Below are 23,775 nucleotides of genomic sequence, written 5' to 3' on the forward strand. Positions count from 1 at the left end.
TAAAAAACTGATTTTAACGTATAGAAAGAAGGAAAATTAATATGGATTTTGATAAACTGGTAGATTTAGAGTTAACTTTTCATTTCTATGGAGTATGTAATAATCAATTTAAACTTGATAGTAATGTATATGAAGCTATGGAAGATCCTGATGATGGTTATAGGTCTTATATGGAAAGTGTAGAAGTAGTCGATTCGGATGGAATATTTTTTGATACACCAATATCAACTGTAAAAATAGAAGGTGCTGATAGCATAGAAGGTTATAGATTAATAGATATTGAAGATGGTCATGTTTGGCTTGAATTTGGGACTGAAGATTGGGGAGGTTGGTACCCATATTTCGTATTTAACTATGAACCAAAAGCACCCAAAGAATAAACATTTGAAAAGAGAATTTGATCGTATAAGGAAGAAGGAAATAATAATGAATAAAGTAGAGTTTAAGAATGGTAGCATAATAGAAATCGTTGAGTCAAAAAATATTTCCAGAGGGCAAGGACATTTTGTAGAGGTAGATATTGACCAAGTTATTAAGTTGGATAACTTAGTAGAAGCGTTTAATGATTTAGGAATTGCAATTAAATATACAGATGGTACATTTAGAGAATTTGGATGCGTAATGCTAGATTTACAAAAGGTATGGGGAGAATTAGAAGACTTGGAAAAGTAACCTCCCTCATGCTACCGTATGCTTCCATTTGCTACGTTTTTCAGAGGTATAAACACGATAAAAGAGGAGTTTTATCGTATGTTGAATTGGTTATTCAGTTTAATTGATGGGAAAAGCAAAATGGAAGAAACTAAGCCAGTTTTTATGTATCATATCCCTTTCCCTGTAGATGGAATCCCTATAGTATCTAAAAATAAGTTTGGTCTCAAAGAAATCGACTACATGGAAATACATAATATAGTAGACGGAACAACTAGAAGAATTTGAAACTCATGTTTCATGCTAATACGAATTATAAATAATATAATAATGGAGGAATATAAATGGGAAAAGAATTATTAAGGAGTTTAGAATTAAACAGGATATATCAAATGGATTGTTTAGAAGGAATGAAGCTGATACCTGATAAAAGTGTTGATATGATCCTCTGTGATTTACCATATGGGACTACACAAAATAAATGGGACTCTATTATTCCACTGGATAAACTATGGGAGCAATATAATAGAATAATTAAAGACAAAGGAATGATATGCTTAACATCTGCGGAGCCATTCACTAGTATGTTAATTACGAGTAATATGAAAATGTTTAGATATGATTTAATTTGGGAGAAAAGTCATGCGGTGGGATTTCTAAATGCTAGACGAATGCCAATGAGAAAACATGAAAATATATTAACTTTTTATAAGCATTTGCCTGTTTATAACCCACAAATAGAAGATAAACCCAAAGAAAATATTAGACCAATATCAACTAAGAATAGACTTACTTCTAATTATGGAAAGTTTGATGAAGGCAATCATAGAACAATACCAAATGATAAAACGTATCCTGCAAGTGTTCTGAAAATACCAAATGAATCTAAAACTGCAACTTTTCATCCAACGCAGAAACCAGTTAAACTTTTTGAATGGCTAATTAAATCTTTTACTAACGAAGGTGATTTGGTCTTAGACAATTGCATGGGTAGTGGGACAACTGCTGTCGCATGTATATTAAATAAGCGTAAATGGATTGGTTTTGAAACTGACTCAAAATACATAGAACTTGCAAACAAACGACTTGAACAAATACAATTAGGTGATGATATGAAGGTTTACTAAAATACATAAATCGGCAATGTAATTTAACAAAAAAGTTCATGTTTCAAAGGGGGAAGGAGAATTTTTTTAATGATTCCTTGGGAAGAACAGATTCCAGAATGCACAGGGTGCGTGTATCACGAACCACCATATGATATTTGCAGATGTTGTCATTTTGCGTTTAGCGAAAACAAAACAAACTATTTCGAACAGAAGGAGGAAATAAAATATGATTAAAACGATTACCATTATGGATAATGAAGATGGAACGCAAAAGATATTTCTTAATAATTTTCAATGCAACGGGTCTGAAATTACCATAGATAGGGCTGAGTTTTTGTTTGTTGTTAATCAGGATCAGCATCATAATTTAGGTTGCAGTGCAGAGATAAATTTGCATATCAAATGCCTTACCAATAAGAATGACGAATTATACCGAATGTATGTGTCTGAGAAGGATATGTCCTTGTTATCCAATAAGGATCTATTAACTGAATTAAAAAACCGCAAAGTATTAAAAGAGGAAATAGTTTATAAAGTTACACCTTAAAACATAATTTTCATAGGGCATAAATAATTCTTGACTTGGCATTACTAATGAGATATAATGTTATCAAAGGAGGTAAACAATACATAATGCAAAAAGTTAAAGCAAAGATCAAAGGAACGTTCTGGGGAACTGCTATAGTTAAATTGGATAATTACGGCACAATCGTTGAAGTAGAAGAGGTTGAAGAATTGGAGGACTTTGATAATTGTGAAGTGAAAGAGATTATTTATGAGATTGGTTAGTTTAAAAGATTACTTTCAAGGGGAAGGAGAAAAAGAAGTTGATACTTTGGAGATTAGCTATATTCATTACACTTCCTGTATGGTTGATTGCGGTTCCAATAGCAAATTTAGTTGAGGGTCATGGACTCAACTACAGAGATTTTAAGACTTGGATATTATATGGGTACAAATAAAAAGTCAATTTTAAAGGGTGAGAAAGGAGAATATAAATGATTTTAAATTTGAGGAGCATTGATGGAGCAGGTAATTACTATGCAAATAATATGGAATTTGTAATTAGAAGAAAATTCTTATCGTCTAAATATATATTAGAGATCAATGGTTCTGGATTTGGGTTTGAAAACTATCCACATTGGGTATTTAATAAAAAAGAAAATGCGGAAAGGCTAAAACAATATATAGTTGATAACTTTAATAGTGATTATCCAACGATTGATATTAGGAATATTCAAAGAGAAATATTAAAAAATGAATAGCATCAAAAATTAGTTTTAACGTATAAATAATATATAGAAAGAGGTTAATGGTTATGGAACAGTTCAAATTGGATAAACATTGGGACGATTTTAAATTAGGCAAGTTGGTTATCAATTGCAAAACAGAACAACTAGTAGATGAATTCGCAAAATATTGTTATGATAAAGGAATGAAGTGGGGTTCTGGTGCATCACTGATTGAACTTACTTACTGGACAGAATTTGGATCAGAATTATGTTATTCATACCATAATGGAATGTCAAATTGCCAATTAGACTACTACAAAGAGGAAGGATATAAAATTGTAGAATTTAATGGATTTAATACAAAATTAAAACGAAACTCGCAGAAAATCACAACTAAAGAAATCATAGAAGTAATTTATCATGGCAAAGAAACAATCGTCCTCTTAAAATCAGGAGGGAAACACTACAAAGGCGTAGTTAAATTACATTATAATGATACATATAATAAAGAACAAGGATTTGTGCTTGCATATAATATTGCTAGAGAAAAACAAGAGAGAGGAGTTTATTAGTCTGACCTTTCGAAAGTTTCATTTCGAGTGGTTATAAGGAGGATTAAATGAAGATACATGTAATTGTTTGTTTTCTAGTTATTGATGCTTTTTGTTTAGGAGCACACATTATGAGAGGTAGCGAATTAGGAATCACTTCTGCTCTAGTTGCGTTAGTATGTTTTGGGTCTATGTACATAGGAGAAAGCAATAAAAAGAAGGAGATTAAAATATGAGTTTAGGTTTAATATGGATTTTGTCATATATTATATCAATAATGATTGTTGGAGTTATCATGGGGAGTTCTTTTATACTATTTGATTATGGGTCTCATATTAGCATGGTAAAGAGCCGTAAAAAATATGGGAGAGCGAGTTACAAAATTTTTATGGAAGAGTTTTACAGATGTGATTGGAAACAAGACACTTTTTTTAAAAAAAGTTTATTCGACCGTGAAACTGATTCACAATTACATGCTTATATTATTGAGTTTGATGGTATCGGAATGATTATGAAAAATCCTATTGAATATTGTAAAATGAGATTATTTGTGAGGAGTTATCTTAAAACGCTAAATCATGTTAAAGAATATATTTGGGAATAAATTTAAGATTTTAAGGGAATATGAATAATTAAAACAATAATGAAAGAAGGAAATAATAATGAGTGAATTTAATAAAGGCGATATGGTTCGAGTAATTGATGGAAGTTATTCTTTGGGAATTGAGAATGGAGATTTTAAACACGTATGGGGAATGAATCTAATTGGTAGAGATTTTAAAGTATTACATACAGATTTAAAATTGCCCTCCACAGATGATGATCAATTTAATACTATTATTCTTAGAGCGATGGACGATGATCAAATAGTATATACCCAAGAAAGATTTGTAAAATCACATATTGAAATTGTAAAGCCTATTATAATTAATCTTACTATAAGTTCTTCAGAATCTTTTAATGTAGAACAATTCGCAAAAACCATTAAAGACTCTCTTAAAAATATTGGTTGTTCATAAAATACACCTCTCTAATGCTTCCGAATTCTCGTGTATGCTCCATATCCCTAGCACCAAAACCCGTTAAAAAAGAAGTTTTAAAGGAAAGGAGTTAAGCAAATGACAGAAATTAAAAGCGAGTCAATATTCCTAGATGGTGGGAAATATGAAGTTATTTTTGATCAATCTGGTTACTCTACTGAATTTTATGCTCTACGATATGGTGAAAAATGGAGAAGTCTTACAGGAGATAATTTAGTTTTGTGTATGTTTCAAAGGATTCAGGACTTAGAAGATAAGTTATATACTAGTATTAAATAATATGATCTAGGAAATTGAAAGTTCACTTTCATAGGGTAAATAATAGAAAGGAGTTGATATGATGAACGCTAAGGACTTAAAGATTGGTGATATCGTTGATGCTTACATAGAAGGTGAAAAAACACAGAGGGTTATGATTATTGAAATTGGTGAAGATTTAGTTTATGGAATTAGCTCAGATAATGAGGAATATGCTATTGAGCCACGGAGCGAAGTTGAAGCAGTAATTGTGAATATTAATGATCTATAGTTTTACTACATATATATAATTTAATTTGACTTTAGTATTACCATATGTTATACTATATATACAGAGTTAAACAATAAATATTTAGAGAAAGGAAGATGCTTGTGAAGAATCGCGGTAACTGCTGGGTTCCAGTTAAACGAATGTGCAGTCCTCCTTCAATATTTTTATCCTACACTAAATAATAAATAAAATATTGAAAGAAGGAATTATATACATATGGCTAAGAAGGAAGATAAGAAACCACTAAAAAAAGGTCAATCATTATTTCAACTAATCGGAGAAGCTAAGATCACAGATTTCACATTTAAGATTGATGAAACATCTAAGAAGTCTGATTGGATTTATAATGTACTAAATCTTGGTGTTGACTGCGGAGCAGGGAATGTAGTTTATGCAGACTTAATGGGTGGATTTGGTTCTGAGAGAGATAACATCCTTTATGTACATGGGAAAAAAGAAAATGATAAGGGTAAACACGTTGATGATTATGATAATAGATATACAATTGCATGGGAAGATCGGTTTGATGAGGAAATCCTTGAAACTATTGGAGAACAATGCTTCTTGACTGTTGGACTTGAGAAAGATAGTAAAGGTAAGACATTTGCTAAAAAGTTCTTATCTGCATATGACGCAATTGAATATGTTAAAGAAAATCTTGTTAGTGGAACAGTTATTAATGTCAAGGGTGGTTTCAAATACACTACATATAATGATACTGTACAAGTAAAGAAAGAAATCAAAAGTATCTTTTTATCAAAGGTAGATGATACTACTAAGTATAAGGCAACATTCACACAAGCTATTCTCTTAGATAAAAATAGTATAGGCAAATTAGACAAGGAAAAAGCTGTTTATCCTATCTATGCAAGGGTAGTAGACTATACAAAAGAATACAATGGCAAGGAAGTAAAACAAAATATTACCTTTGCAAAAACTTTTGAATTAGAAGTAGATAAAGAGAAACCAGAGAATACCAAAAAATTCATTGATAAGGTATTAAAGGTTAAAAAGGATATTACAGAGGTTACTATTGATGGTGATATTGTCGAAGGTCAGTCTTTAGTTAATGTTACAGAAGCAGACATTCCTGAAGATATCATGGAACTCATCGAAATGGGAGCTTACACTATGGAAGAAGCAGTAAATAAACTTGCTGTTGGTGGAAGTAAAGAGAAGAAAATGGTAATTCGCAGACCTGCTATTAAAATGGTAGGTAAGGATGATGATAAGAAACCAGTAATTCTTAAAACTGAGAGCCAATATAAAGAGGAAGATTTAATCTTTGACTTTATGATTGAGGATGAACCAGAGGAAGACGATGATGACACTTTGGATTCTGAGGATAATGAAGAAACTAAAGATGAAGATGACTTATCATGGATGGATGCACTAGACGAATAGTATACTTGGATACTTTGGAGAGGGTGTTTGCCTTCTTCAAAGTAACATATAATTAATATTATTAATTGAAAGAAGGAATTTAGTTGTCAGAAAGAAAATTCGGTAAGAAAAATGTAATCAAGGTTGACCCTCTAGCTTATAATTTAGGACTCATCGGAGAAAGTGGTATTGGTAAAACTACTCTCGCAAAAGAAGTATGTGAAAAACTTGTTGGTGAAGATGGATACATGATCTTTAATATTGGCAAAGAGGATGGTATTGATGCCATTGCAGGAGCTATTTATGAAGATATCCCAGACTGGGATGCTTTTGATGAAGTTACTGATGATATTTTAGAGAATAAACTCACGGATTATAAGGATCTCAAGGTTATTATCTATGATACATTAGATGAATTATTTGAAATTGCTGAACCTGAAGTAATTAGATTACATAATCGAGAGAATCCAGAAAAACCAACTCAATCAATTAAAGCAACTTTTGGTGGATACATGGCTGGAGAAGATAAAGCTGCTGAGATTATCCTAACTAAAATGTGGGAACTTAAAAAAATTGGCGTTAGCATGTTTATTATTGGTCATACGAAGAAAAGAACAATGACAGACGTTGCTACTGGGCTTGAATATGACATGTTGACTACTAATATGTCACATAGATACTTTAGTGCATTAAAGACTAAACTCCACGTATTAGGTGTAGGTTCTATTGATAGAGAGATTACACAAACCAAAACAGGAAGAAAAGTAGGCAAGGGGAAAGATAAAAAGGATGAGATTAAGGGGTCTATTGAAACTGAAACACGGAAGATTACATTCCGAGATGACAATTTCAACATAGATTCAAAATCAAGATTCTCAGAAATTGTTGATTCTATTGCATTTAGTGCAGATGAGTTTATCAAGGCAGTAGAAGAAGCAATTAAAGTTGAGCATGATAAACAAAGTGGGAATAAATCTATCGAAGACACTAAAGTAGAACAAGCAGAAGCGAAAGAATTAATTGATGAAAAAAATGCCACCGATAAAAAAGCAGAATTTGAAGTAAAAGAAGTTGAACAACTTGTCGCTATGATTACTAGCTTTGTTAAGGCTAATAAAACAAGTCCACAATTATTAAAACCATTACTTCTCAAGAGTAAAGAGTTAGGCTATGTTAATCCTACAAAAGTTGATAATCTAGAAGATGCAAACATCTTATTCGATTTGATTGACGGTAAATAAATTATAGTTATTAGGGAGGGAGTAAATTCCTCCCTAAACTTTACAGAGGTGAAAATATGTCTGAACAACCTAGAAAAGATCAGGACTGGATTGATCTTTATGAGTATGTTAAAAAAGAGATTATGGGTTATACGGAAGACTTAAAACTACCTAAATATATGATATTAAGGTTAAAGGGCTTATCTAATGGTCAATTCTTAGCCAATAAAAAAGCAGAATCCTTAGCAAGTTATGACATGAAAACAATCCTTTTCACTTTCAAAGCATATAGACAAAATATTTTAGGTGGATTTAGAGCTAATAATACAAAATTTACTAATGAACAGCACAAATTCAATTACGCTTTAGTTATAGTCGAAAGTAATATCAATGACATGGTTATTAGATTAAAGAATGCAAAATCAGCTAAGACCAAAGCAGAAAATATAAATATGGATAATATCTTCCATAAAGGTGCTGAATATAAGACAAAAACCAAAGAAGCAAGTAATACATTGGATGATTTATGGTAAAGAGGTAGGTGACAACTATTACGGAAAGTAAGACAAAAAGTACAACCAAGAAATCTGCATTTGAAGAGGAAACAATAAAAACCACAAAATTAATCATGACTTACAAGTTAGCATGTGAAGCTAATATAGTCTCCATATGTTGGTCTATGCCAGAAATGTATTATACATATGATAAATTAAATATTAAATTGTTCAATAATAACTGTTGGAAGGTATATTTTCAGATAGGATATGACATTGTAATCAAGGAAAGAAAGCAAGTGCTTGATGATATCACTGTTGGTTTATATCTTGAAAAACATTTAAAACTTAAAGAGCAGTATGAAAAATATAAAGGTTATGAAACAATTGAGAACGCAAAGGCATATGTTAAGACAGATAATATGGATGGTTATATTAATGAACTGTATAAATGGAATGCTGTACTAGATTTACTTAAAAGAAAGTTTGCTATTGCTGATAGAATCAAGGACTTTGTGGATATGACTTCTGAGCAAATATATGATGAGTTTGAAGCAGTATTGAATCATGTATTTGTTAATGTAGAAGGCGATGACTTTACTTATGATATTGCAGATGGTTTGGATGAATTAATTGAAGAACTAGATCAAGGAACTGCAATAGGACTTCCATTAAATAATGCCCCAATATTGAATAAAGAAATAGGAGGTAATCTTGAGGGCAATATTACTTTGGTTGGAGGATTAAGTGGTGCAGGCAAGACTGCTATGAGTAGGACATTAATTATTCCAAGCATCCTTGAACACAAAGAAAAGATTGTCATCATGATAAACGAGGAAGGGAAAAAGAAGTGGCAGCGCGAAATGCTCGTATGGATCGCGAACAATGTTTTCAAGGAAGATTTACAAAAGTATGTGGTAAGAGATGGTAAATATAAAACAGAAACAAAGGAATTATTAAAAAAATGTTCTGAATGGTTAAAGCAATATAAGAATAGTATTATTTTGAAACCATTCACACAATATACCACTGCCAAAGCAATTAAGACAATCAAGAAATACTCTAGTATGGGTGTTAAATACTTCATCCTTGATACTTACAAAGCAGACGCTAACACATCAGATAGTCAAGCATTTTGGTTTAGTATGCAACAGAATATGGTTGAGATAAACGATGTTATCAAGGCAGAAGCAAAGAACGTACATATTTGGATTACATTTCAATTAAGTAAAGGGAGTTCTAAGCAAAGATATTATGATCAAGATAATATTGGTATGGCTAAAAACATTGTAGACGTTGCCTCAACATGTCTTATGATTAGAAAGATATTTGATGATGAACTAGAGGGTGGAAAACGAGAACTAGATGTCTATAGAAAAGAAAAAAGACAAGGCAATATAGAGTCTCAGATACCAGTTAAATTAAAAAAGGGTAAAAATTATCAGTTGATATTTATTGTTAAGAATCGCGAAGGTAGTACAAATGATTATCAGATAGTCGTGGAACATGACCTTTCTAGAAATACATATAAAGAAATTGGTTATACTGTTGTGCCAGTAGACTTCTAGAGAAAGGACATAAAGTAAATGAACGCAACGGAATTAATAGACTATATAATAAAAAACGATAAGAGTGCAGAAATATTAGAAAAACTTGAATGTCATCATATCAAAGAATACAAAACAGAATTCCGTTGTGGATTGCCTTCTCATTCAAGTAAAGATGCTGTTTCTTTAAAAAGAGAGACATTAAAGACAAAGATATATCAATCAGATAGTAATATTATTAAAGGTAATATATTTACTTTATGTCAAACTATCAAGGATATATCTTTCTCTGAAGCTAATAGGTATCTTCATAATTTATTTGGACTTGAATACAAGTTTGAATATAAGAAAAAGGATGATAAGGAATTTAAAGATCCACTAGAAATATTTAAGAAGGTTAAAAAAAGAAGATATCACTATGATATAGATAATTTAGATGTTATACACGAGGATTGTTTGAGTGAGTATATGCCATATCCACATATAGAATGGATAAGAGAAGGAATAATGCCTTGGACATGTAAAGAATTTAATATTGGATATAGTGTTAATAGAAAAAGAATAGTTGTGCCACATAGGTACTGGAGTGGGGGTAAGAATGATTATGTAGGGGTAATGGGTAGGACTGTAATTAAGGAATGGGATATGTTGGATATTCCAAAATACTTCCCACTAAAAAACTTCCCAAAGACTATGAATCTATATGGACTGCAAGAAAATTACCAAGCTATACAAGAAGTAGGGCATGTAGTAGTTTACGAGGCCGAGAAGAGCGTTTTAAAGCGTCATAGTAGGAATGATGGTACTGGAGTTGCAGTATGTTGTCATGACGTTTCTGATGAGCAAGTAAAGATCCTCATTGGTCTGAATGTAGATGTAGTTATCGCTTTTGATAAAGGCATTTCAATAGAGCATATAAGAAGTACATGTGATCGTTTTTATGGAGTTAGGACTGTATATTACATATATGATAAATATGACATACTTAAAGAAAAAGAGTCACCAGCAGACGCAACCAATAAAATTTTTAACTATCTGTTGAAATATAAAACACTTTACGATGAGAAAGAAAGAAGGATATATTTAGAATGGCAAGAAAAACAGGTGAACAATTAGAAGCAATTAAGAAGAAATTTAATGTTAGTAAATTGTGGAGTTGGAGCAGATACAATAATTATAAAAATAGTTCATATGAATACTATCTTAAATACATAGCAAAAATTAAAGAAGATCGGGATGATGGGATTTATGGGGTGAGTGGGAACGGTTGCCATACAATTCTTGAGAACTTTTATTCTAAAAAGATTAAGTATGAAGATATGTTACAAGAATATGAGAATGCTTTGTTTACATATAATGCAGGTGAATTAAAATATGATAGAACCAATGAAGAAAAAAATAGAAATATTGCAAAGAAATATGAAAATAGTATTAGACATTTCTTCCAACATCATGATATAATAAATAATAAATGTGAAATAGAAAAGTTTATTACCATAAGAATCAATAGTTTCGTTTTTCAAGGCTACGTAGATTTTATGCATAAAGAAGATGGTTGTTTTATTATCACAGACTGGAAGACATCTAGCATTTATACTGGTAAGAAGATAAATAAAGAGAAAGGACAATTAGTTCTATATGCTGAAGGGATTAAGCAACTAGGAGTTCCTTTAGAAAAGATTAAGATCAGATGGGATTTTCTGAAGTATGTAATTGTTGAAGTAGAACAGGCAAATGGCAAGATAACTCAAAGAAATATTGCACGAAATGAAATTGGTTCTAGTCTGGTATCAAACGCTAAGATGTGGTTAAAAAAAGAGAAGTGTTATTCTGACGAAGAAGTTGATTCATACTTAGAATTATTGTCTATGACAAATGACTTATCTTGTCTTCCAGAGAATGTACAAAGTAAATATAATATGAAAGACTGTTTCGTGTATATCCCATTCACACAAGAGGAAATAGACAATCTGAAATCAAACATTGTTGATACTATTGTTGAAATCAGTAAAAAAGAAGGGGAATATGATAGAACACAAGATGAAAACGTATGGTGGGAAGAAATTACTGACGTAGATTCATATTTCTTTGCAAACCTAAGTGGGTATAGTAGTTTTTTACATAAACCATATGCAGAGTATCTTAGTAAAAGAAAATCCTATGTCAATTCAGTAGATAGTAAAGAGGAAGATGATTTAAGCTGGATGGAAGGATTATTAGATTAGGAGGAATTCTTTATTTATGGACAATTTTACGGCTTATCACGTTCACGATGATACGAGTAACTGTAATGGTTATGCTGACTCATGCTCTAGTTATAAAGAATATATAAAGTTAGCTAAAAAACAAGGCATGAAGGCGATTGCATTCTCGAATCACGGAGGCATGTATGATTGGATGAAGAAGAAGCAGGATTGTGATAAAGCAGGGGTTAAATACATACATGGCATCGAATCATATTTATGTACTAAATTTGAATCGGACGAAAGAGGATACCATATTGGTTTGTATGCTAAAAACTATGATGGTGTTTTGGAGTTAAATTTATTAAATTCTAAATCTACTTCTAAAGGCAAACTGGATGATAAAACAGATAGACATATGTATTATAATCCTAGAATATCTCTTGAAGAATTAATGAAAACAAGCGAAAATATCATTGTCACGACTGCTTGTTTAGCTTCAATCTTATGGAGAAAAAAAGATGATGAGGATGATTATGTTTTAAGATTCCTTGAATGGATGTCTAAGAATAGTAGTAGATGCTTTTTAGAGATCCAATACCACACTCATATACAACAAATAGAATATAATAAATTATTATGGGGTTGGAGTAAACAATATAATATCCCTCTCATAGCAGGTACAGATACGCATTCATCTTCAAAATACAAGGCAGAATGCAGAAAAATACTACAAATATCAAAGGATAGTTTTTATGGAGACGAAGATGCATTTGATTTAACATGGAAGAGTTTCAATGAATTGGTTGAATGTTTTAAAACTCAAAACGCACTACCTGAAGATGTATGGATGGGTGCTATAGATAATACCAATAAGCTTGCCGATATGGTAGAGGAGTTTAAATTAGATAAGTCATTCAAATACCCTAACCTATACGGTGATAATGCGGTAGATATTTGGAAGAAAACTATAGCAAAAAAACTACAATATAAAGTTGCTAATAAGATAATTGATATTGAACGTATTGTAGAATATAAGCTCAAAATTAAAGAAGAATTTTCTGCAATGAAAAAACAAAATATGGAAAGTTTTATGATGTTTATGGCAGAATTAGTTGACCATTGTAATGAAAATGATATACCTTATGGGTTTTGCCGTGGATCAGTTGGTGGTAGCGAAATAGCGTTTATTACAGATATTACCGACGTAGACCCTTTAAGATGGAATACTGTTTTTTCAAGGTTTTGTAATGCAGAAAGGGTTTCTCTTGCAGATATTGATATAGATTTTGCACCAGAAGATCGTGTAAAAGTTTATGAATTTATTATCAATAGATTTACACCTGAAAAAACTGCGTATATATCATCGTTCTCCACCTTGAGAGATAGAGGCACAATTGATGTATTAGCTAAAGGTTTAAAGTACGAAGATTTAGATGCAGTGATGGGTATTAAGAATCAATTCGATAAATTATTTGACGAGTATTTTAAAATTATTCAAGAAGAGGTCAACTTAGAAGAATTAGAAGAGGCAGATGCAAAGTCAGTTGATTTTGATTATCATGAAGTTTACTGTAGCAGGATAAGAAATGTTAAGTCCCTGACAAGAGCTAATAACTTAAAGAAAGAATTCCAAAATCTGAAAGATGATAACAAAGATTTATTTTATTACTTCGATGGATTAAAAGGGACCATTATTGCTAAAGGCACTCACCCAGCAGGTATCATCGGATCGCCTATTACACTTGCTGATAACTTAGGTGTTTATTATAAGAACGGAGATGAGTCTCAGCCAGTATCAATATGTTCTATGAAAGCAGTAGATTCAGTGAACTTTGTTAAATTTGACATACTAGGATTAAAAGCCGTTGGGATCATGAAAGATATATACAAATATGTTAATTCAAATTATCTCAAAGCACATGAAATTGATTGGAATGATAATAAAGTTTGGGACAATATGGTTACTTCAAGTGTCGGGGTCTTCCAATTTGAAGGAGATTACGCTTACTCACTACTCAAAGACTTCAAACCTCGTTTTATTAATGACATGTCCTTGGTGAATGCTGCACTACGTCCATCTGGAAAATCATACAGAGATAGACTGATTAGAAAAGAACTTAATGTAAATCCTTCAGAGCAATTAGATACTTTGTTACAAGACAATTATGGTTATCTAGTTTATCAAGAAGACACTATTAAATTCCTAACTGATATTTGTGGGTTTAGTGGGTCTTTAGCAGACACTACGAGAAGAGCAATTGGAAAGAAAGATATCGTCTTACTTACAGAGCAACTACCAAAGATACTTGAAGGATATTGTAATAAGTCTAATAAACCAAGAGAAGAAGCAGAAGAAGAAGTAAAACAATTCCTCCAAATTATTGATGATAGTTCGGAGTATCAATTTGGATATAATCACAGCACTGGTTATAGTATGAATGGGTATGCAGAGACTAGATTGAGAACATATTATCCCTTAGAATTTGTTACAGCGTACTTAAATAGATCAGAAAATACCGAGGACACCAATAGAGGGATCGCACTTGCACAACAATTAAATATTAAGATTAACCCTATATCATTTGGAAAATCGGTTGCAGAATACACATATGACAAAAAAGAAAACAGTATCTATAAAGGTATTGCATCAATTAAATTTCTTAATGAACAAGTGCCAAAAGAATTATACGATTTAGCGCAGCAAAAAGAATATACTGATTTCATTGATTTATTGGGTGATATAAAAACTACGTGTGTCAATACTCGTCAACTTAAAATTTTGACAGGATTAAATTTCTTTAGGAGATTTGGTAAAAATAAAAAACTTCTTCAGATTATAGAATCATACGATAATTTTGCTTCACGTAAACAAATCAACTTCAAAGATATTACTAAACTCAATATTAACGAACGTATGTTGCAGAGATATAGTAATAAAACAACAGAAACTCTTTATAAAGAATTAGATATGATGGGGTATATCAGAGAAGCGATACAAACAATTGAAGATAAACCTTTGTCAATCAAAGAACAAGTAAAATTCGAGATGGAGTTCCTAGAATATACCGAATACATAAACGAGAATGCTGGGGATGGGTTTTATATTATAACCAAATTTGAGACATATAAAGACAAAACTAAGCCGTATTTAACTATGAGACAAGTAAAAACAGGGATAGATATGAGGACAAAGATTAAAGATGGTAAGATTTATGTAGAGAATCCATTCAAACTATATGATGTTCTAAAAGTTAATGCATTTAAGACACAGTATAAAACTAAGAACGTAGGTGGTAAATGGATGAAATCAAATGAACTTGAGGAGATTCTTATTAGTTATGAAGTGTATTAAGGAAGTAGGTATGTTAATTGAAAGATAAAATTATAGTAGAGTTTCAAGGAACTGTAGTTGCTAATCCATATAATACTGAGGATTTTAAAATATATGGGTTAGTAGTTGATAATATTAAATTTCCTAATATTCAAATAAACAACTACGGCAATGTAAGTCTTATTGGTAATCTTCCAGACCTTGAGGATGGAGTCGAATATAGCATAAAAGCAGAAGAGCAAAAAGGCAAGAATGGGATGTCTTATAAGTTTATCAATATAAAACGAGATAGGCCCAAAACAGAAGCATCAACTAGATTGTTCCTGCAAAGTATATTAGATAGTAATAGTCATGTTGATGAGGTCATGAGAGAGTATCCAGACATTATTGATAGAGTGATTAATAATCGTCTGGAGGATATTGACTTAAATAAACTATATAATATAGGAGAATTTAGGTTCAATGTTATTAAGCGAAAGATTATAGAAAACTTCTCATTAGCAGAGTTAGTTACAGAGTTTAAGGGATTTATTGAGTTCAAGGTCTTAAAAATCCTTTATGATAAATATGGTTCAATTGAAAAGATAGTAGAGAAACTACAAGATAATCCATACAAGTGTTTATGTGGTTTATCACGTATCGCGTTCAAAACAGCAGATAAGATACTCCTAGAGTTTAACAAAGAGTGTATGAATATGAAAGCTAAAGGAGAAAAACCACCTATTGATTTTACATTTGATTTGGCAACCTCAAGTCAAAGACAAAAATCAGCTATTATGTTCTTGTTGGGTGAGAATGAAAATGATGGTAATACAAAGATTGATATAAAAACTCTGAGAAAGCAATCTGAAGCTATTGCAAATAAGTGTATTGAACACTTTGTTGATATTATAAAGAATGATGAAGATGTACACTTTGACAAAGATAATCATACAGTTTCCTTAGAAGAGACATATGAGACAGAGAAATACATAGCTAATAAGATATTACAAGGTTTAAAAGTAGATAATAAGTGGAACTTAGATACGGAGAAATACAAAGTTAATTGTGATGTTACTCTCACAGATCAACAGTATCAAGTTCTACCTATGGTATGTAATTCAAATATATGCATCCTCAATGGGTTCGGTGGTTCAGGCAAAAGTCAAACAACTAAATCAATTATTGACATGCTGAGAGCTAATAATAAAACATTTATCTTATTAGCACCTACTGGCAGAGCGTCTAAGGTGCTCTCAGAATTCACCAAAGAACCTGCATCTACAATTCATCGTGGACTAGGTTATATGCCCCCTGTGTGGTCTTACAATGAAGATTATCCATTGCCTTATGATATAGTAATTGCAGATGAGTTTTCTATGGTCGATGTGTTCTTAAACAAGAGATTATTAGAAGCTATAAACTTCAATAATACAAAGTTATTGATGATTGGAGACTCTGCTCAAATACCTTCTGTTGGGGCTGGAAATGTTTTCTTTGATTTAATTAACTCTAATACAATTCCAATTGTTTCACTCACACAAATATTTAGATATGGAGAAGGAGGAGTTTTAACAGTAGCAACTAAGACTAGAAATAGTGACAAATTTTTAAGTGAATCGAAAAGTCCACAAATATTTGGAGAAGACAAAGGTTATGTATTTATACCAACACAACAAGAAAAACTGATTAATAATATAACTAGTTTATATAAAAAACTATTAAGTTCAGGAAATTCCAAGGAAGATATCATGATATTATCGTCTTATAATATAGGTGAGTATGGGACTATAAATATCAATAAGCATCTTCAACCTATCTCCAATCCTAATGTTTTAAGAAATGGAATAAATGTTCAACTTGGAGATACAAAGTTTTATGAAAATGATCTAGTAATTCAAACAATGAATAATTATAAAGCAATTAAGCAAAATGATGGATGGGATGAAGAGGAAAAAACATTCATTGCAAATGGCGAAATAGGTAAAATAGTTAAGATTGATCATGGCAAAGTAATTATACAATTTGATGAGTTAGTTGTTTATACTAAGGCAGATTTAATAAATGTTAAATTAGCCTACAGCATTAGCACGCATAAAAGCCAGGGAGGTCAAGCAAAGATAGTAATTCTTATCACTCCTAAAGCCCACACATTTATGCTAAATAGTAATCTTATCTATGTAGGACAAACAAGAGCAAAACAAAAGGTATTTCACTTTGGGGAAATAGAAACAGTCAATAGAGCAATTAAAAAGAAGGCTGATTTCAACAGGAAAACATACCTTAAAGAATTAGTTACTAATAATATATAATTTAGTTGACTTATAATACCCCGTATGGTACAATAATATACAGGAAGTCATTCAAATAAAAAACAAATTTTAAGCTATATTAAAAGGAGGTGGTAAATACATGAGAATTATTATAGCAGGGTCAAGAGATTTTAGTGATTTTAATTTATTACAAAGTGAGGCACTACGTATTATTAAAGAATTAAAACTAGATGGATTTAAAACAACTAAAAATGTTGTTGAAATTGTTTCTGGAGGTGCTAGAGGAGCTGATCTTCTAGGAGAAAAATTTGCTAATACATATGGATTGAAGATCAAGAGATTTATTCCAGATTGGGATGGATTAGGTAAACGTGCAGGATATGTTAGAAATGCTGAAATGGCTACATATGCTAAACAAGACTCTCAATTAGGTGTACTTATTGCTTGTTGGGACGGGAAAAGTAGAGGGACTAAAAGTATGATTGATTTAGCAGAGAAGCATGGATTAAGAGTGTTTATAATAAGATATTAGGAGGTGAAATGATGATTCAATTCTTTAGGAATACAAAGAGAGGTATTGCAAATATAATCAAATGGTTTCCTGTGATATGGAGGGATAGAGACTGGGATCACTACTATATTTACTTAATATGGTACAAAAAATTTGATAATATGGAGAAATTCTTTAATAGTGATAAAGCATGGACTGCTAAATCAGAAGGCATTGCTGAACAAATTCATGAGGTTAAACTATTATGTGAAAAACTAATGAAAGATGATTATTTAGAAGAAGCATTGAAACCATATGAAGAAAAATATGGAGACGTAGAGTTATTTAAAATTATTGATAATGAATTAGAATATAATGTCGATGAAGAAACCGTTTCAGCACATTGGAAATGTGGTAAATTAGCTGATAAGAATAGGGAAGAAGATAAGAATAGGATGTTCGATTTGTTAAAGTTAAATATTGAAAATTTCTGGGATTAGGAGGTGATATATAAATTGTCTGATATTACTCAATGTCAATCTTTAAAATGTGCCAAGAGAAATCAATGCTACAGGATATTAGCTACACCTAGCGATCCACAAACATATGCTTTATTTGAACAAGTATGTACAGAGTTAAATGATTATAAATATTTTTGGCAAGCAAGAAAAGAGTTTATTAAGGAAGAAGTTATTAAGGATAATAAATAATAATATTGGAGGATACATAAATTTGAAAATAGAGCAATGGCTTACAGAACAACTAGGGAAAGATATTTGGGATAATAAATACCGATTTAAAACAGAATCATTTGATGAATGGGTAGATAGAGTATCGGCAGGTAATGAAGAAACTAAACGATTAATCTATGAAAAGAAGTTCCTATTTGGTGGAAGAACATTATCAAATAGAAATACAGGTAAAAATGCAAGTTATAGCAATTGTTATTCAAGTGGTTATGCTCCAGATTCTCTACTAGGAATTATGGAACTCAATACCAATCTTGCTATGACTTATAAATCTCAAGGTGGTCAAGGATTATCATTATCTAAGATCAGACCAAAGGGAACGGATATTAATGGACAATTTGAATCAGATGGAATTTTACCTTTTATGAGAATTTTTAATATTACTACAGAAAGTGTTAGTCAAGGTGGTAGCAGAAAAGGTGCTCTATTAATGTCTCTTGCTTGTGACCATAAAGAAATTAATGAGTTTATTAATATTAAGACTAAAGATAACTCAATTAATAAAGCAAACCTTTCAGTTGAATTTGATGATGAGTTTATGTTAGCTGTTAAGAAATTCTATAAAACAGGTGAAAAAACAGTCCTTGATATTACTAAAGTATATGAAGGTAAAACTATTACATATAAGATAACTCCAATTGATGTATATAAAAACTTTGCAAATAGTTCATATAACTGGGCAGAACCAGGTGCAATCATGACTCAAAGGTTTAGAAATTATAATCTAATGGAGTTTATTGTCGAATATGAGATTGTAACAGGCAACCCTTGCTTCACAGGAGATATGGAATTGCTAACAAAGGAAGGTTATAAAACACTCTCAGAATTAGAAGATAAAGAAGTACAAATTATTAATCCTGATGGCAACACATCAGAAGGAAAAGTTTGGTGTAGTGGAGAGAAAGATATTATTCAACTTACTTTAAGTAACAAGAAGAGGATAAGATGCACTCCAGACCATGTATTCATGTTAAATAATAATAATGAGTCACAGGCTAAAGATACTCTAAAACAAAGATTAACCTCTTATTACGGAGAAACTAATTTATCAGAAGATATTTTTGTACAATTAGGGTTCATCCAAGGAGATGGATGTGTTGGCAGAATTAACTCAGAACATCATCTAGGATTAGAAGTCAATATTGGAGATAAGGATGATGAGATTTTAGACTTGTTTGAAGTATCTAAGGTTGAAGGGAAACGTGCTTATTACATAAATGGCTATAATGATCTATTGGTACAGTATGGGTTTGATGGTAGCGTATTACCAGAACGAGTATTCCCTATTACCTATACATCTTGGATGAAGTTTCAAAGAGCAAATTTCTTAAAAGGATGTTATTCGGCAAATGGTTGTGTGATTAAAACTCACAGAGTATCATACAAAACTACTTCAAAAGTATTCTCATTGCAGTTAAAGAAAGCATTAGAAGAATTTGGGATCACGGCATATATTACTACTAATAAACCAACAATGGTTAAGTTTTCAAATGGAGACTACCTATGCAAAGAAAGTTATGATGTTAACATTAGTAGATTAACTGATATAATTACATTTTATCAATCCATAGGGTTTATGCAACAATACAAAATCCATGATTTAGTTGATTTAATTAAAATTAAGAGTCCAAAAGTGACATCTATTAAAAAACTTCCAAAAGAAAAAGTATATGATTTCTCTGAGCCATTAACCCATTGGGGAGTAGTAGAAGGAGTAGTCGTACATAATTGTGGGGAACAACCTCTTCCAAAGGATGGTGCATGTAATTTAGGTTCAATGAATTTTTCTGCCTATGTTGTGAACCCATATACTAAAGAATCATACTTTGATGATGATGCATTTTCAGAAGACGTTGGAGTAGCTATTAAATCATTAGATAATGTCTTAGACGAAGGGAAACTTCTTCATGCCTTAGAAAGTCAAAGACAAATGGCAAATGATTATAGGAATGTTGGATTAGGAATTATGGGTCTTGGTGATATGTTTATTAAATTAGGTATGAAGTATGGTAGTGAAGAATCTAAAAAAATACTTGAGACTATCATGATTGAAATGTTTAGAAGTGCTGTCTGGAAGAGTGCAGAATTAGCAGTAGAGAAAGGCAGTTTTCCTAAATATTCAGATAAAGTATTTGATTCAACTATTATTAAAAATCATTTTAGTGAAAAAGAAATTGGTACACTTAAAAAAATGGGATTAAGAAACTGTTCGCTTCTAAGTATTGCACCTTCTGGATCTATTGGAACAATGTTAGATATTACAACTGGAATTGAACCTTGTTTTTCACTTTCATACCAAAGAAAGACAGAATCATTACATAAAGATAAAGAAGTATCTTACACAGTATTCATGAGTAGTGCAAAAGAGTATATGGAATTATACAATACAGAAGTGTTACCTGATTACTTCGTTACATCAAATGACATTCCTTGGAAAGATAGAATTGATATTCAATCTATTGCACAAAATCATGTAGACACAGCAATTTCTTCTACTGTAAACCTTCCAGAGAGTGCGACGCTTGAAGAAGTCGAACAGTTGTATTTATATGCTTGGGAGAAAAAATTGAAGGGCGTGACTATTTTTAGAGACAATTGTGCAAGACTTGGTATTTTAACAAAACCAACAGTAGAAAAGAAAGCTATTGAAACAGTATTAGATCGTGGGTTTGTGACTAAAGCTCCATCAGAAGCAGAAGGTAAGACATATAAATTTGTTAGTGGCTGCGGTAATGCATATGTTGGAGTGACATGGGATGATAAAGGCAAGATTAATCAAACATTTACTAATAAAGGAAGTAGTGGTACATGTAGAAGTAATCAAGAAGCTGTTTCAAGATTGGTATCATTAGCATTGCGTGGTGGTATCCCCATTGAGAAGATTATTGATCAATTAGAAAGTGTAGATATTTGTCCATCATACATAAGCGCTAGAGCTAAAGGGAAACCAGTTAGTAAAGGAGTTAGTTGCCCACATGCTATTGCTAATATTCTTAAACAAGCAATTAAAGATGTTGGTGTTAAATTTGAGAATGTTGATATGATTTTGCAAACTAAGAAAGTAGTAAAAGAAGAAGTTGTTGATAATTCAAGATTATGCCCAGAATGCAAAGAATCTCTAGTCAGTGAAGGTGGTTGCATTCAATGCAAAAATTGTGGTTATAGTAAATGCGAATAATAAATAAAATAAAGTGAGGTAATTTATAAATGAGACTTAGAGGTTTCGAATTGGTATCAGTAGACAAAAGATTAGATGTTGCCCCTGCAATAATGCCAAAAAGAGGAACAAAAACAAGTGCAGGTTATGATTTCGCAACGCCTGTAAAGTTTAAAATAGCTTCACATGGTAAAGTGACAATCTGGACAGATATTAAAGCATATATGCAAGAGGGAGAAGTGTTAACTCTTCACATTAGGAGTTCGATAGGAACTAAAAAAGGATTAAGACTTGCAAATATTACTGGGATTGTGGATTCTGATTATTATAATAATCCAGACAATGATGGAAATATTGGACTAACTTTTTACAATGATAGTAATGATGCTGTAACCATTGAAGCAGGAGAACGAGTAGCACAAGGAATATTCTTGCCATTTCTTATTGCTGATAATGGAAATACTGACAATGAAAGAATTGGTGGATTTGGATCAACAGGGAAGGCTTAATTGCCTTTCCACTCGAAACGAAAATTTCAAAGGATGAAAGTAGGAACATACTATGAGGAAATACAAATTAGAACCAATATTTGAATTTTTTAGTCATTGGGATACTAAACAATTTGCGTTAGGACTTCATTTATCAAGTGAGGATCTTGGCCCATATAGAGAATATTATTTACTTATAAGTTTAGGGTTTTGGCAAATATCTTTAGGATTTAGTAAATAATCAAAAACATACATCTCTAATGCTTCCATTTACTCGCTCATGCTACGTTTTTCAAGCACTAAAACCCAATGAAAACTTTATTTTATAGGAAGGAGGATTGAATATTATAAAAAAGAGAGCAATGAAAAAATGGATACCTAAAGACACAGTTTATTGTTATAAGTTGGTAGATGTAATTACATCTTATGATGAAAACAAGCCTCCGCAATTAGTAATAAAACCCTGCAAATGGCATAAGTACATAGGCAAGAATACACTTTCTGGAGAGTATGGTGGAAGAGAGTGGACAGAAACCGTTTCAGTTTATCGTTGTGAATACTTAAATTATACTGATACAGAGCAGAGTAGTTTATTATGGGATATGTGTAAAGAATGTGGAGAGCATTATGGGAGAGGGAGGTAATTGATGATTTATGTTTAAACTCATATGCATGACTTGCAATAATGAGATAGAAATAGAAGAAGATAGATACCGTATTAAACCAACTGATAATTTCAGCATTTTCATTAATGATGACTATGGAGACGCTATTTATATTGAGTGTAATAATTGTTGTCAAGAAACTATAATTAAATAATGTTATTTTAAGGATGTGATTCTAATGAAATTGACACTAGAAGAACTAGGAAAGTATTTAGATAAAATCTCAAATATCACAAATGCATCAGCAAATGCTATTGGTAATTCAATGAAAAATTTACTTGCTAATTTAAAATAATGATTTTAATTGAAAGGAGAGTTTATATTGGAAAGAGGATTAATTAGAAAAGATTTAGCAAATTGTATGTTGGAAAAAGAAGAGATTGGTCTACTAACGGAGGATAATTACATAAAGATTGATGATGTTTTGACGATAATTGATAGAATCGAAGTTAAAGTTAATGTGTTGAGAGAAGAGTTAATGCTGTATAGAAATCTATCAGAAATAAACACAATATATGAGATGGCATTTGATCTTGGGAATGAATTATATTAACCACTCGAAAAACCTATTTTAAGCTAAGAAAGAAGGAAAAGATAATGTATAAAAATAAAATATTTATAAAAGAAGTCTCAAGTATTAGTATCACTACTGGAGATACAGGATTTACAGTTGAGCTATTCCAAGGTTTTGATGAAACCGA

At 31.3% G+C, this 23,775-nt stretch carries 32 protein-coding genes; all 32 read left to right on the forward strand.

Annotated features, from left to right (window positions below; translation table 11 throughout):
• Positions 1-41 precede the first annotated feature (41 nt).
• The 32 genes from VIM70_RS06060 (at position 42) to VIM70_RS06215 (ending at position 23,627) form a co-directional block, all read left to right on the forward strand.
• A complete protein-coding gene (locus tag VIM70_RS06060) occupies positions 42-380 on the forward strand; it encodes a hypothetical protein (protein ID WP_331944842.1) in 339 nt (112 codons plus the stop codon).
• Positions 381-426: 46 nt separating this feature from the next.
• The gene (locus tag VIM70_RS06065; RefSeq protein WP_331944843.1) at positions 427-672 is read left to right on the forward strand and encodes a hypothetical protein; all 246 of its coding nucleotides are present in this window, start codon (positions 427-429) and stop codon (positions 670-672) included.
• 78 nt (positions 673-750) lie between these two features.
• Complete coding sequence (locus VIM70_RS06070; protein ID WP_331944844.1) at positions 751-939, forward strand: hypothetical protein; 189 nt, start codon at positions 751-753, stop codon at positions 937-939.
• Positions 940-995: 56 nt separating this feature from the next.
• Positions 996-1,778: a site-specific DNA-methyltransferase gene (locus tag VIM70_RS06075; protein WP_331944845.1), complete on the forward strand. Its 783-nt coding sequence runs from the start codon at positions 996-998 to the stop codon at positions 1,776-1,778.
• A 69-nt stretch (positions 1,779-1,847) separates the two neighbouring features.
• A complete protein-coding gene (locus tag VIM70_RS06080; protein ID WP_331944846.1) occupies positions 1,848-1,994 on the forward strand; it encodes a hypothetical protein in 147 nt (48 codons plus the stop codon).
• Positions 1,987-2,307: a hypothetical protein gene (locus tag VIM70_RS06085; protein WP_331944847.1), complete on the forward strand. Its 321-nt coding sequence runs from the start codon at positions 1,987-1,989 to the stop codon at positions 2,305-2,307. The genes VIM70_RS06080 and VIM70_RS06085 overlap by 8 nt, the downstream gene beginning before the upstream one ends.
• Before the next feature lie 86 nt (positions 2,308-2,393).
• Entirely contained in the window at positions 2,394-2,549 is a 156-nt protein-coding gene (locus VIM70_RS06090; protein ID WP_331944848.1) for a hypothetical protein, read from the forward strand.
• 38 nt (positions 2,550-2,587) lie between these two features.
• Positions 2,588-2,722 carry a hypothetical protein gene (locus tag VIM70_RS06095; protein ID WP_331944849.1) on the forward strand — a complete coding sequence of 45 codons (135 nt, stop codon included), beginning with the start codon at positions 2,588-2,590 and terminating at the stop codon, positions 2,720-2,722.
• A 36-nt stretch (positions 2,723-2,758) separates the two neighbouring features.
• Entirely contained in the window at positions 2,759-3,025 is a 267-nt protein-coding gene (locus VIM70_RS06100) for a hypothetical protein (protein ID WP_331944850.1), read from the forward strand.
• A 53-nt stretch (positions 3,026-3,078) separates the two neighbouring features.
• Positions 3,079-3,564 (forward strand): hypothetical protein, encoded by a 486-nt coding sequence (locus VIM70_RS06105; RefSeq protein ID WP_331944851.1) that lies wholly within the window; start codon positions 3,079-3,081, stop codon positions 3,562-3,564.
• A gap of 47 nt (positions 3,565-3,611) precedes the next feature.
• Positions 3,612-3,779, forward strand: coding sequence for a hypothetical protein (locus VIM70_RS06110; protein ID WP_331944852.1), 168 nt, complete (start codon positions 3,612-3,614; stop codon positions 3,777-3,779).
• Positions 3,776-4,147 carry a hypothetical protein gene (locus tag VIM70_RS06115; protein WP_331944853.1) on the forward strand — a complete coding sequence of 124 codons (372 nt, stop codon included), beginning with the start codon at positions 3,776-3,778 and terminating at the stop codon, positions 4,145-4,147. Before VIM70_RS06110 ends, VIM70_RS06115 begins: the two co-directional genes overlap by 4 nt.
• A gap of 58 nt (positions 4,148-4,205) precedes the next feature.
• Positions 4,206-4,562, forward strand: coding sequence for a hypothetical protein (locus VIM70_RS06120; protein ID WP_331944854.1), 357 nt, complete (start codon positions 4,206-4,208; stop codon positions 4,560-4,562).
• 99 nt (positions 4,563-4,661) lie between these two features.
• The gene (locus VIM70_RS06125) at positions 4,662-4,862 is read left to right on the forward strand and encodes a hypothetical protein (protein WP_331944855.1); all 201 of its coding nucleotides are present in this window, start codon (positions 4,662-4,664) and stop codon (positions 4,860-4,862) included.
• 58 nt (positions 4,863-4,920) lie between these two features.
• Positions 4,921-5,112, forward strand: coding sequence for a hypothetical protein (locus VIM70_RS06130; RefSeq protein WP_331944856.1), 192 nt, complete (start codon positions 4,921-4,923; stop codon positions 5,110-5,112).
• Between the two features lie 216 nt (positions 5,113-5,328).
• Positions 5,329-6,516 (forward strand): hypothetical protein, encoded by a 1,188-nt coding sequence (locus VIM70_RS06135; protein ID WP_331944857.1) that lies wholly within the window; start codon positions 5,329-5,331, stop codon positions 6,514-6,516.
• Positions 6,517-6,599: 83 nt separating this feature from the next.
• Positions 6,600-7,736, forward strand: a complete 1,137-nt coding sequence (locus VIM70_RS06140) for an AAA family ATPase (protein WP_331944858.1) — start codon at positions 6,600-6,602, stop codon at positions 7,734-7,736.
• 56 nt (positions 7,737-7,792) lie between these two features.
• Entirely contained in the window at positions 7,793-8,248 is a 456-nt protein-coding gene (locus tag VIM70_RS06145) for a hypothetical protein (RefSeq protein ID WP_331944859.1), read from the forward strand.
• Positions 8,249-8,256: 8 nt separating this feature from the next.
• Complete coding sequence (locus tag VIM70_RS06150) at positions 8,257-9,777, forward strand: helicase (RefSeq protein ID WP_331944860.1); 1,521 nt, start codon at positions 8,257-8,259, stop codon at positions 9,775-9,777.
• 18 nt (positions 9,778-9,795) lie between these two features.
• Positions 9,796-10,872 carry a DNA primase gene (locus VIM70_RS06155; RefSeq protein ID WP_331944861.1) on the forward strand — a complete coding sequence of 359 codons (1,077 nt, stop codon included), beginning with the start codon at positions 9,796-9,798 and terminating at the stop codon, positions 10,870-10,872.
• Positions 10,845-11,981: a PD-(D/E)XK nuclease family protein gene (locus VIM70_RS06160; protein ID WP_331944862.1), complete on the forward strand. Its 1,137-nt coding sequence runs from the start codon at positions 10,845-10,847 to the stop codon at positions 11,979-11,981. Before VIM70_RS06155 ends, VIM70_RS06160 begins: the two co-directional genes overlap by 28 nt.
• A gap of 16 nt (positions 11,982-11,997) precedes the next feature.
• The gene (locus VIM70_RS06165) at positions 11,998-15,294 is read left to right on the forward strand and encodes a PHP domain-containing protein (RefSeq protein ID WP_331944863.1); all 3,297 of its coding nucleotides are present in this window, start codon (positions 11,998-12,000) and stop codon (positions 15,292-15,294) included.
• Between the two features lie 17 nt (positions 15,295-15,311).
• Positions 15,312-17,564, forward strand: a complete 2,253-nt coding sequence (locus VIM70_RS06170; protein ID WP_331944864.1) for an AAA family ATPase — start codon at positions 15,312-15,314, stop codon at positions 17,562-17,564.
• A 100-nt stretch (positions 17,565-17,664) separates the two neighbouring features.
• Positions 17,665-18,057, forward strand: coding sequence for an SLOG family protein (locus VIM70_RS06175; RefSeq protein WP_331944865.1), 393 nt, complete (start codon positions 17,665-17,667; stop codon positions 18,055-18,057).
• 8 nt (positions 18,058-18,065) lie between these two features.
• Positions 18,066-18,515, forward strand: coding sequence for a hypothetical protein (locus VIM70_RS06180; RefSeq protein WP_331944866.1), 450 nt, complete (start codon positions 18,066-18,068; stop codon positions 18,513-18,515).
• 15 nt (positions 18,516-18,530) lie between these two features.
• Complete coding sequence (locus VIM70_RS06185) at positions 18,531-18,725, forward strand: hypothetical protein (RefSeq protein WP_331944867.1); 195 nt, start codon at positions 18,531-18,533, stop codon at positions 18,723-18,725.
• Positions 18,726-18,747: 22 nt separating this feature from the next.
• Complete coding sequence (locus tag VIM70_RS06190; protein ID WP_331944868.1) at positions 18,748-21,942, forward strand: LAGLIDADG family homing endonuclease; 3,195 nt, start codon at positions 18,748-18,750, stop codon at positions 21,940-21,942.
• Positions 21,943-21,971: 29 nt separating this feature from the next.
• Positions 21,972-22,430, forward strand: a complete 459-nt coding sequence (locus tag VIM70_RS06195; protein ID WP_331944869.1) for a dUTP diphosphatase — start codon at positions 21,972-21,974, stop codon at positions 22,428-22,430.
• 52 nt (positions 22,431-22,482) lie between these two features.
• The gene (locus tag VIM70_RS06200; RefSeq protein WP_331944870.1) at positions 22,483-22,650 is read left to right on the forward strand and encodes a hypothetical protein; all 168 of its coding nucleotides are present in this window, start codon (positions 22,483-22,485) and stop codon (positions 22,648-22,650) included.
• A 97-nt stretch (positions 22,651-22,747) separates the two neighbouring features.
• The gene (locus tag VIM70_RS06205; RefSeq protein ID WP_331944871.1) at positions 22,748-23,053 is read left to right on the forward strand and encodes a hypothetical protein; all 306 of its coding nucleotides are present in this window, start codon (positions 22,748-22,750) and stop codon (positions 23,051-23,053) included.
• A gap of 10 nt (positions 23,054-23,063) precedes the next feature.
• Positions 23,064-23,228, forward strand: coding sequence for a hypothetical protein (locus VIM70_RS06210; protein WP_331944872.1), 165 nt, complete (start codon positions 23,064-23,066; stop codon positions 23,226-23,228).
• Positions 23,229-23,396: 168 nt separating this feature from the next.
• Positions 23,397-23,627, forward strand: a complete 231-nt coding sequence (locus tag VIM70_RS06215; protein WP_331944873.1) for a hypothetical protein — start codon at positions 23,397-23,399, stop codon at positions 23,625-23,627.
• The last annotated feature ends 148 nt before the right edge of the window (positions 23,628-23,775 follow it).

The organism is Clostridium sp. (assembly GCF_036569345.1).
Taxonomy (GTDB): domain Bacteria; phylum Bacillota; class Clostridia; order Clostridiales; family Clostridiaceae; genus Clostridium_AD.